The sequence below is a fragment of the Aquabacterium sp. UBA2148 genome (assembly GCF_002328915.1).
In the GTDB taxonomy this organism is placed as follows: domain Bacteria; phylum Pseudomonadota; class Gammaproteobacteria; order Burkholderiales; family Burkholderiaceae_C; genus Aquabacterium; species Aquabacterium parvum.
This window is the reverse complement of record NZ_DCXA01000251.1, coordinates 1-7,321: the sequence shown is the minus strand read 5'-3', so window position 1 is coordinate 7,321 and position 7,321 is coordinate 1. Positions and strand designations below refer to the sequence as shown.

At 67.5% G+C, this 7,321-nt stretch carries 6 protein-coding genes; 3 read left to right on the top strand and 3 right to left on the bottom strand.

Annotation, left to right across the window (positions count from 1 at the left end; translation table 11 throughout):
* Window positions 1–1,987: TonB-dependent receptor plug domain-containing protein (locus B2W70_RS13950; RefSeq protein ID WP_286746578.1), on the bottom strand; the 1,987-nt coding region annotated here is incomplete at its 3' end.
* A gap of 139 nt (window positions 1,988–2,126) precedes the next feature.
* Complete coding sequence (locus tag B2W70_RS13945) at window positions 2,127–3,062, bottom strand: hypothetical protein (RefSeq protein WP_286746577.1); 936 nt, start codon at window positions 3,060–3,062, stop codon at window positions 2,127–2,129.
* Window positions 3,063–3,375: 313 nt separating this feature from the next.
* Here B2W70_RS13945 and B2W70_RS13940 point away from each other — a divergent pair, with 313 nt between their 5' ends.
* Genes B2W70_RS13940 through B2W70_RS13930 form a run of 3 tightly spaced genes read left to right on the top strand, consistent with a single transcriptional unit; the run spans window position 3,376 to window position 6,916 of the window.
* Window positions 3,376–5,253: a thiamine pyrophosphate-binding protein gene (locus B2W70_RS13940; RefSeq protein ID WP_286746575.1), complete on the top strand. Its 1,878-nt coding sequence runs from the start codon at window positions 3,376–3,378 to the stop codon at window positions 5,251–5,253.
* The gene (locus tag B2W70_RS13935) at window positions 5,250–6,107 is read left to right on the top strand and encodes a citryl-CoA lyase (protein WP_286746573.1); all 858 of its coding nucleotides are present in this window, start codon (window positions 5,250–5,252) and stop codon (window positions 6,105–6,107) included. Before B2W70_RS13940 ends, B2W70_RS13935 begins: the two co-directional genes overlap by 4 nt.
* A complete protein-coding gene (locus B2W70_RS13930; RefSeq protein ID WP_286746571.1) occupies window positions 6,104–6,916 on the top strand; it encodes a hypothetical protein in 813 nt (270 codons plus the stop codon). Before B2W70_RS13935 ends, B2W70_RS13930 begins: the two co-directional genes overlap by 4 nt.
* A 62-nt stretch (window positions 6,917–6,978) precedes the next feature.
* Here the strand turns inward: B2W70_RS13930 and B2W70_RS13925 are convergent.
* A partial coding sequence (locus tag B2W70_RS13925; protein ID WP_286746570.1) for an alpha-isopropylmalate synthase regulatory domain-containing protein occupies window positions 6,979–7,321 on the bottom strand: 343 nt, incomplete at its 5' end.

Genomic DNA, 7,321 nt, shown 5'->3' with positions numbered 1-7,321 from the left:
GCTTGCGCCCCGCCACCCGGTTGACCTGCCCACCCACTTGCCAGCCATTGGCCACGCTCCAGTCCATGCGCCCGAAGAGGTGGTGGCGCGGCGCAAAGCCGGCGTCATGGCCGGTGGCTTCGTCCACCGAGCGCTGCCAGGCGTAGTGCCCTTGCAAACGCAGGGTGCTGGTCGCCCGCCACACGGCCTCCAGCTCCATGCCCTTGCCGTGCTGGGTGCCCGCGTTGTTCCACACGCTCACGCCCGTGCCTTGGTCCGTCGTGCGGATGATGCCCTTCATGCGGTAGTGAAACAGGCTCAGGTTCACGTCGGTGTCGGGGCGGGCCTGCCAGGCGAAGGCCGCTTCCCACGTGCCGATGGTTTCCGGCTTCAGGTCGGGGTTGCCTTGGGCCACGGGGTTGTTGATGCTGTACTGCTCGGTCAGGGCCGGCGCGCGAAAGGCCTTGCCGTACAGCAGCTTGGCAGTCAGGTCGACCGATGCGTCCCAGACCATGGCCAGCCGGGGGTTGGTGGTGTCGCCGTTGTCTGAGTAACGGTCGTGGCGAACGCCGCCTGTCAGCGCCCAGTCCTGGGCGAAGCGCCACTCGTCCTGCACGTAGGCGTAGTCGACCTTGCGGCGTTGTGGGGTGAGGAAGGATTCACCGACGGGCACCTGCACGACCGAGCCGTCGCCCCGAATGAATGGCAGGGGTGTCGGCGTGCCTGAGACCGACGTCACGACGATGTTGAAGTTCTTGAACTCCCGCGTCTTGTACAGGTCCAGGTCGTCGTGCCCCACGCCAAACCGCAGGCTGTGGCCATCCAGGCCGGTGTAGGTGCTCACCGCCGACAGCCGCAGCTGCCGCTCCCAGGTGTGGGGGCCACCAAACATGCCGTTGGGGAAGGTGCCACCGAAAGCCCCGGGTGGGTAGAGCATCAAAGGCTGGGGGATCTGCTGCGTGTAATGCATGTAGCTGGCGCTCAGGCCCAGGTCCCAATCGCGGGCCAGCTCGATCCCGCTCCAGGACACATCGGAGTGGATGCGCTCGCTCTTGCCTCGGCCCACCGGGTCCAGGGCACGCGCCACGCCTGCGCCCGTCTCGCCTTCGCGCAGCACGTAGCCCAAACGCCAACGCACGTTCTGGTGGCTGAGGTCCAGGCCGGCATCCAGCCCCTTGCTGCCCGTGTTGACCGAGCCGGGGGCCAGGCTGGCTGACGAGCCCAACGCGTTGTCGATGAAGCTCTGGGTGTCTGCTGCGACCTGCTCCTTGAACCCGTCTGTGCGCCCAGCCCGGAAGTGAGCCGCCAGGTCCAAGGGGCCCAGCTTGCCGCCGTGCAGCACCCAGGCATCCTGGGTGTTGAAGGAGCCACCGCGTGCGCCCACCTCGGTGCCCTGGATGTCGGCAGCCGTCTTGGTGATGATGTTGATGACGCCAGAAAAAGCATCTGCGCCATACAAGGCCGAGCCCGGGCCACGGATGACCTCGATGCGCTCGACGTTCTCCAGGGGCACACCGTACCCGAACAGGCCCCGGTTGCCGATGAACATGGTCGTCATCGGCACGCCGTTCTGGAGCACCAGTGTCTGTGGGTTGTAGTCGCTGCTGATGCCACGGAACTGATACAGCGGCGTGTAGGCCACGGGGCTGCGGCTGACGTGCACACCCGGCACGGTCTCCATCACGTCGGTGAGGTCCGTGGCGCCCATGGCCTTGATGTCCTGGGCGGTGATGACCGTGGCCACGGCAGGTGCGCGGCGCAAAGGCTGCTGCGCACCCGTGGCAATGCTGACCGTGGCCTTGTCACCGAAGGACAGGGCCAGCTCGTCTTCTTCGACAGAGGGCCTGCCCGCTTGCTCTTGTGCTTGTGCTTGGGCTTGCACGGCGAGGGGCGTCGAGAGGGCCTGCCCAAGCAGCATGCAGGCCACGGCCCGCATCAACTGGTTCAGCGACGGGGCACGCGGCGCGGCACCAACAGGTGCCAAGGTCACGGGAACGATACGAGACATCCACTGTTCCAGTCTTTTTGCGCCGGGCCGATTGTGTGGCCTCTTCGGACGTTTGCAAAGCGCATGACTCCCTGTCGCAGCGTGCCAGCGACACCTTTGGCCGCTGCCGTGGGCGAACGATAACAACCTGCATCCCATCTCATTGCTCGGGGAAAACCAGATGGATGCGTTGCTTCGAAGCACCCAGGTCCAGCCCGAGGTGCTCCGCCGTGCGTGTGTTGGCCGCCGTGAGCAGCTGCTTGAGCGCCTGGATGCCGCGAGGGGCCTGCGCTCCCGGCTGCAGCGATGCCAACGCGGCACCGACCAGGAAGCGCCCGAGCTCGATGTTGTCGGGGTACAGCGAAAACAGCACGCCACGGCGCACATGCATCGCGTTGCTGGAGAAGACCACCAGGTTCTGCCGCCATGATTCGCGCAGCACCAGGGGCAGCACGGTGGAGTCCTCGACCGTGGTGGAGTCCTGAGGCAGCCACAGGGCGTCGCGCTTGGGATGGAGCGTGCCGAGCAGCTCCTGGTAACGCCGCACCGCGCTCTTGAGGTCGTCTGCCTCCAGGGCCAGCAGCTCCAGCGAGTGCGCCTTGGCCGCTTCACGCGCCAGGTGGATCAACCAATCGTTCTGCCTGGGGTCATGGACCACCACCACGCGCTTGACGAAGGGCGCAAAGGCCTTGAGCTTGGCAAACAGCAAGGCGGGCTCGGGGGCCAGGCTTTGCACCAACATGCCCTGCGCTTCGGACTCGGGCACGGACAGCACGCCGCCTGCCACCACGCTGAACTGTTTGTCCAGGCTGGCGGCGGCTTTCAGGCCACTGCGGCCCAAGGCGATCACCGCCTTGACCTCGCGCTTGCGCAGCTCGCCTGACAAGGCTGGCGGGTTGCCGCCCATCGGGATGGCGATGCCCGTGACCTTGCCTTGTGCACGGTCCTCGACGCCTTCGATGATGGCGCCGAACACGCTCCGGTAGGGCTCGCCGATGTCAGGGTAGACGACCGCCAGGCTGGCGCGACCGACCTCTTCTTCGGCGGCCAGCAACGGGCCTGCGAGCACCAGGCTGCAAACCCATGCCAACAACACAGAGCCGAACCACGCTGCGGCTTGCCATGGACGCCTTGCTGAGAACAAGAAACTCCCCAATTGCTTGTTCGGCCACTGACAGCCGGGCAACCGCATTCTCCACCGAGGCCCGTTTTCAAACTGTCGCGTCTGCGCACCTGTGAGCACGCATGGGTGCATCGCGCGAAAGATCACCGCAAGTCCACCACCCCTCATTCGCGGTTGAGCCCGTGACAAGGGGGATGACGGGCCCCTGTGCGAGAGGCATCCTCGCGCCTGCTCTAAATGTTTCAATGTGTAATCTCAGGGGGCATGAGATTCAAGGAACCATGTCATGCAGTCCGCAGTCAAAGCCCCACTCGCAGCACCACCTGCGTCCACCTCCCACACCGTGGGTTCCGCGTCCCTGATCGTCGCCTACCTTGAAGCGATTGGCGTGGACCACGTCTTCGGCGTGCCAGGCGGTGCGATCGAGCCGCTCTACAACGCCATGGCCCAGAGCATGCGCCAAGGCGGCCTGCGGCCCGTCGTGGCGCGCCATGAGGCCGGCGCCGCCTTCATGGCCGACGGCTATGCCCGCGAGACCGGCAAGATCGGCGTGTGCGTCGCCACCTCGGGCCCAGGCGCCACCAACCTCATCACCGGTGTCGCCTGCGCCAATGACAACGGCGTGCCCATGCTGGTCATCACGGGTCAGCCTTCCTTGCCCGTGTTCGGCAAGGGCGCGCTGCAGGAGTCGTCCTGCACGGGCATCAACACGGTGGGCATGTTCAGCCACTGCACGCGCTACAACACGCTGGTCTCCCATGTGGACCAGCTGGAGACCAAGCTGGTGCAGGCCTTGATGCGTGCCACGCAAACACCGCGCGGCCCCGTCCACCTGAGCATCCCGCTGGACATCCTGCGTGCGCCGGTGGAACAACGCCTGTCTCCGCTGCACCTGCAAAAGCTGATGCGCACCCCCTCCATGCTCGACGAGGAGGCCGTGCGCGAACTCTTCCTCATGCTGCCGGGCACCCGCAGGATGGTGCTCATCATCGGGGGCGATTGCGGTGAGGCCATCGACGCCATCATCCACTTCGCCGAGATGACCAACTCGCCCTTCGTGACCACGCCGGATGCCAAGGGCCTCATCAACCCCCACCACGGCCTGTATCGGGGCGTGTTCGGCTTTGCCGGCCACCGCTCGGCGTGGGAGGCCCTCAACGACGACACCGAGCTGGTGTTGGCCATCGGCACCAGCCTGCGCGAGTGGACCAGCGCCGCCTGGAGCAACAGCGTGCTCAACCGCAAGCTGGTGCACATCGACGCCACCGACGAGCACTTGCGCCACTCGCCCATGGCCCGCCACCACGTGCGCGGGCGCATCCGCACGGTTTTCGAGCGCCTGCTGGACGTGATGCACATCGAGCAAGAGGCCCTGGGCATGCCATGGCGCGCATCGCACAACCAGACTGGCTCTCGGGCGATCGTGACCCTGCGCGAGCCCGAGAAGGTGCAAAGCCAGGCCACCCCGATCAAGCCGCAGCGCCTGATGGTGGAGCTGTCCAAGCGCTTGCCCCCGACCACGCGCTTCCTGGCCGATGCCGGCAACGCGACGGCCTGGGCCATCCACTACCTCGAGTCGCGCAACAACCGCCGACTGGGCCTGGTGCCGACCGCTGGTGCAGGAGCCGGGGCAGGCGCTGGGTCGGATCAGGGCAAGTCGGCGGGCAGCGCCTGGCGCGGCGAGCGCCGCCAGGACCGCGCCGGCTGGTTGCGCGTGCTGATGGACTTCGCGCCGATGGGCTGGGCCATCGGGGCCGCCGTGGGCATCGCACAGGCCAAGCCGAATTGCCCGGTGGTCTGCATCACGGGTGATGGCAGCTACCTGATGAACGGCCAGGAGATCACCGTGGCCGCGCAAGAGGGCCTGACCGTGATCTTCGTGATCCTCAACGACGCCGCTTTGGGCATGGTCAAGCACGGACAGCGGCTGGCCGGGGCCGAGCGCGTGGCCTTCGAGCTGCCCGAGGTCGACTACGCCGCGATGGCGCGCTCCATGGGCGTGGCCGGCCACGTGATCCGTGGCCCGGAAGACTTCGATGCGCTGGACATGAACGCCATCCTGCAGCGCCCAGGCCCCACCTTGCTGGACGTCCGCATCGACGGCGAGGAAGTGCCGCCCATGGACCTGCGCATGCAGACCCTCGAAGCGGGCGCCACGACATGAGCGGTGCCACCTCGCCCCTGCACACCCGCATCTGGCGGGAAGAAGCACAGGCCGACAACCCGTTCGCGACGCACACGGCCCACTGCCATGGCTACGACGTCTACGGCCAGATGCTGGGCCGCGCCGGCTGGGTGGAGATGCTCTACCTCTTGTTCAAGGGTCAAGCGCCCTCGCCCGCGCAGGCTCGCCTGCTCGAAGGCCTGGCGCTGGCGCTGGCCAACCCGGGGCCCCGCGACCCGATGGTGCATGCCGCCATGTGTGGTGGCGTGGGCGGCTCCCACGCTGCGGCCAGCCTGATCGCCGCGCTGGCCGTGGGCGCGGGTCAAAGCGGCGGCGCGCGCGATGTGCGCCTGGCCATGGACGCCTGGCTGCAATGGGATGCCACACCCGCTGGCGACACCGCCGCCCAGGTCACCGCCCAGATCGCCTGCCTGATCGCCCATGACATGCCCCCGTGGCTGGCCACATCGGACTCAGGCTGGCCACAGCGCGAACACCCTGCCGGTTTCGACCCGCACGGGGTGAGCACGCCGGGCATCGTGCTCCAGGCGTTGCAGACCTTGGCCGCCATCGGCGGCGGCCCTCGTTTGAGCTGGCTGCGTGAGCACCTCGGCGCCCTGGAGGCGGCTGCAGCCATGCCTCTGGCCATGAGCGGCCTGGCGGCGGCGGCCTTTGCCGACCTGGGCTTCACGCCCATGGAAGGCGAGATGCTGCACCTGTTGCTTCGGCTGCCCGGCACCGCTGCGCACGCGCTGGAGCAGCAAACGGTCTACGGCTTCAAGCGCTTTCCTTACCCACCCGTCGACCTGCAGGACGACCCCTTGGTGAACAGCACTCAGGAGGGCGTCGCATGACACGGGGCCCCCATGTGCTCGAAGCCCACGCCGATGTCTTGCAGACCAAGGTGGGCGCGGCCTTTCCTGGCAGCCGCGCGGTGTTCCGAGGCCACGACCTGCACAGGAGCCACATCAAGGACCTCGACTGGTTGTCGCTGTGCGCCTTCGGCATCTTCGGTCGCCACGTGCCGCCCGAGCAGTTGCGCTTGTTCAACTCTGTCTGGGTTTGGACCAGCTACCCTGACTCACGCCTGTGGAACAACCGCGTTGCGGCCCTGGCTGGCACCACGCGCAGCACACCCACGCTGTCGCTGTGCGCCGCGCAGGCCTTGTCGGAGGCGGCCATCTATGGGCGGGGCATCGAGTTCCGGGCCGTCGGGTTTTACCTCAAGACCCGCGAGATCCTGGAAGGCGGCGTCACCCTGGCCGATCACCTCGAAGCCTTCCTGAAAGGCGGTGGGCGCATGGCCGGTTTTGGTCGGCCCATCGCCACCGCAGACGAACGCGTCGCGCTGAGCCATGCCCTCGCGTGCGAGCTGGGCCTGGCCGATGGCTACCACGTGCGCCTGGCACTGGAGATCGACGCGTACTTCGCCGCCACGCGACCGCACCTGCGCATCAACGTCGCGGGCCTGTACAGCGCCTTCGCCGCCGACTTCGGCTGGACACCGCGCGAGTTCGGCCTGTTCATGTTCGTGACCTTCCAGGCCGGGATGCACCCGTGTTACCTGGAGGCGGCGGACAAACCGCCCGGGGCGATGTTCCCGGTGCGGTGCGCGGACGTGCGTTACGAGGGCGTGGCGGCTCGGACGTGGCCTGGCGGGTAGCGCCAACAAAGCGGGCAAGCAACGCCTCGACCTTGCTTGAACCCCTCAATGCAGGGGCGTGCTCAGCGGCCTGAGCGGGCCCGCTGGACCCCGCTGCACAGCGCCTGGATGGACGCCGTCACGATGTTGGCGTTCACGCCCACCCCGAAGGTCGAGCGGCCCGCCACGCCCACTTCGACGATGGCGCAGGCTTTCGCGCTGCCGTCGTCGTGGGCACCAGCCATCGAGCGCTCTTCGTAGCTGTGCACCTCCACCGCGATGCCGGCCGACGCAAAGGCCTGCACCGCCGCGTGGATGGGGCCGTTGCCATGGCCGCGCAAGGTGCGCTCTTGCCCGTCGATCTCCACCGTCAGCTCGATGGCCTGCCCGCCATCCTGCTCGAACACGCGCACGGCTCGGCAGGCT

Coding starts and splice junctions, on each gene's coding strand:
- B2W70_RS13940 (WP_286746575.1), top strand. CDS start 3,376: ATGCAGTCCGCAGTCAAAGCCCCACTCGCAGCACCACCTGCGTCCACC.
- B2W70_RS13935 (WP_286746573.1), top strand. CDS start 5,250: ATGAGCGGTGCCACCTCGCCCCTGCACACCCGCATCTGGCGGGAAGAA.
- B2W70_RS13930 (WP_286746571.1), top strand. CDS start 6,104: ATGACACGGGGCCCCCATGTGCTCGAAGCCCACGCCGATGTCTTGCAG.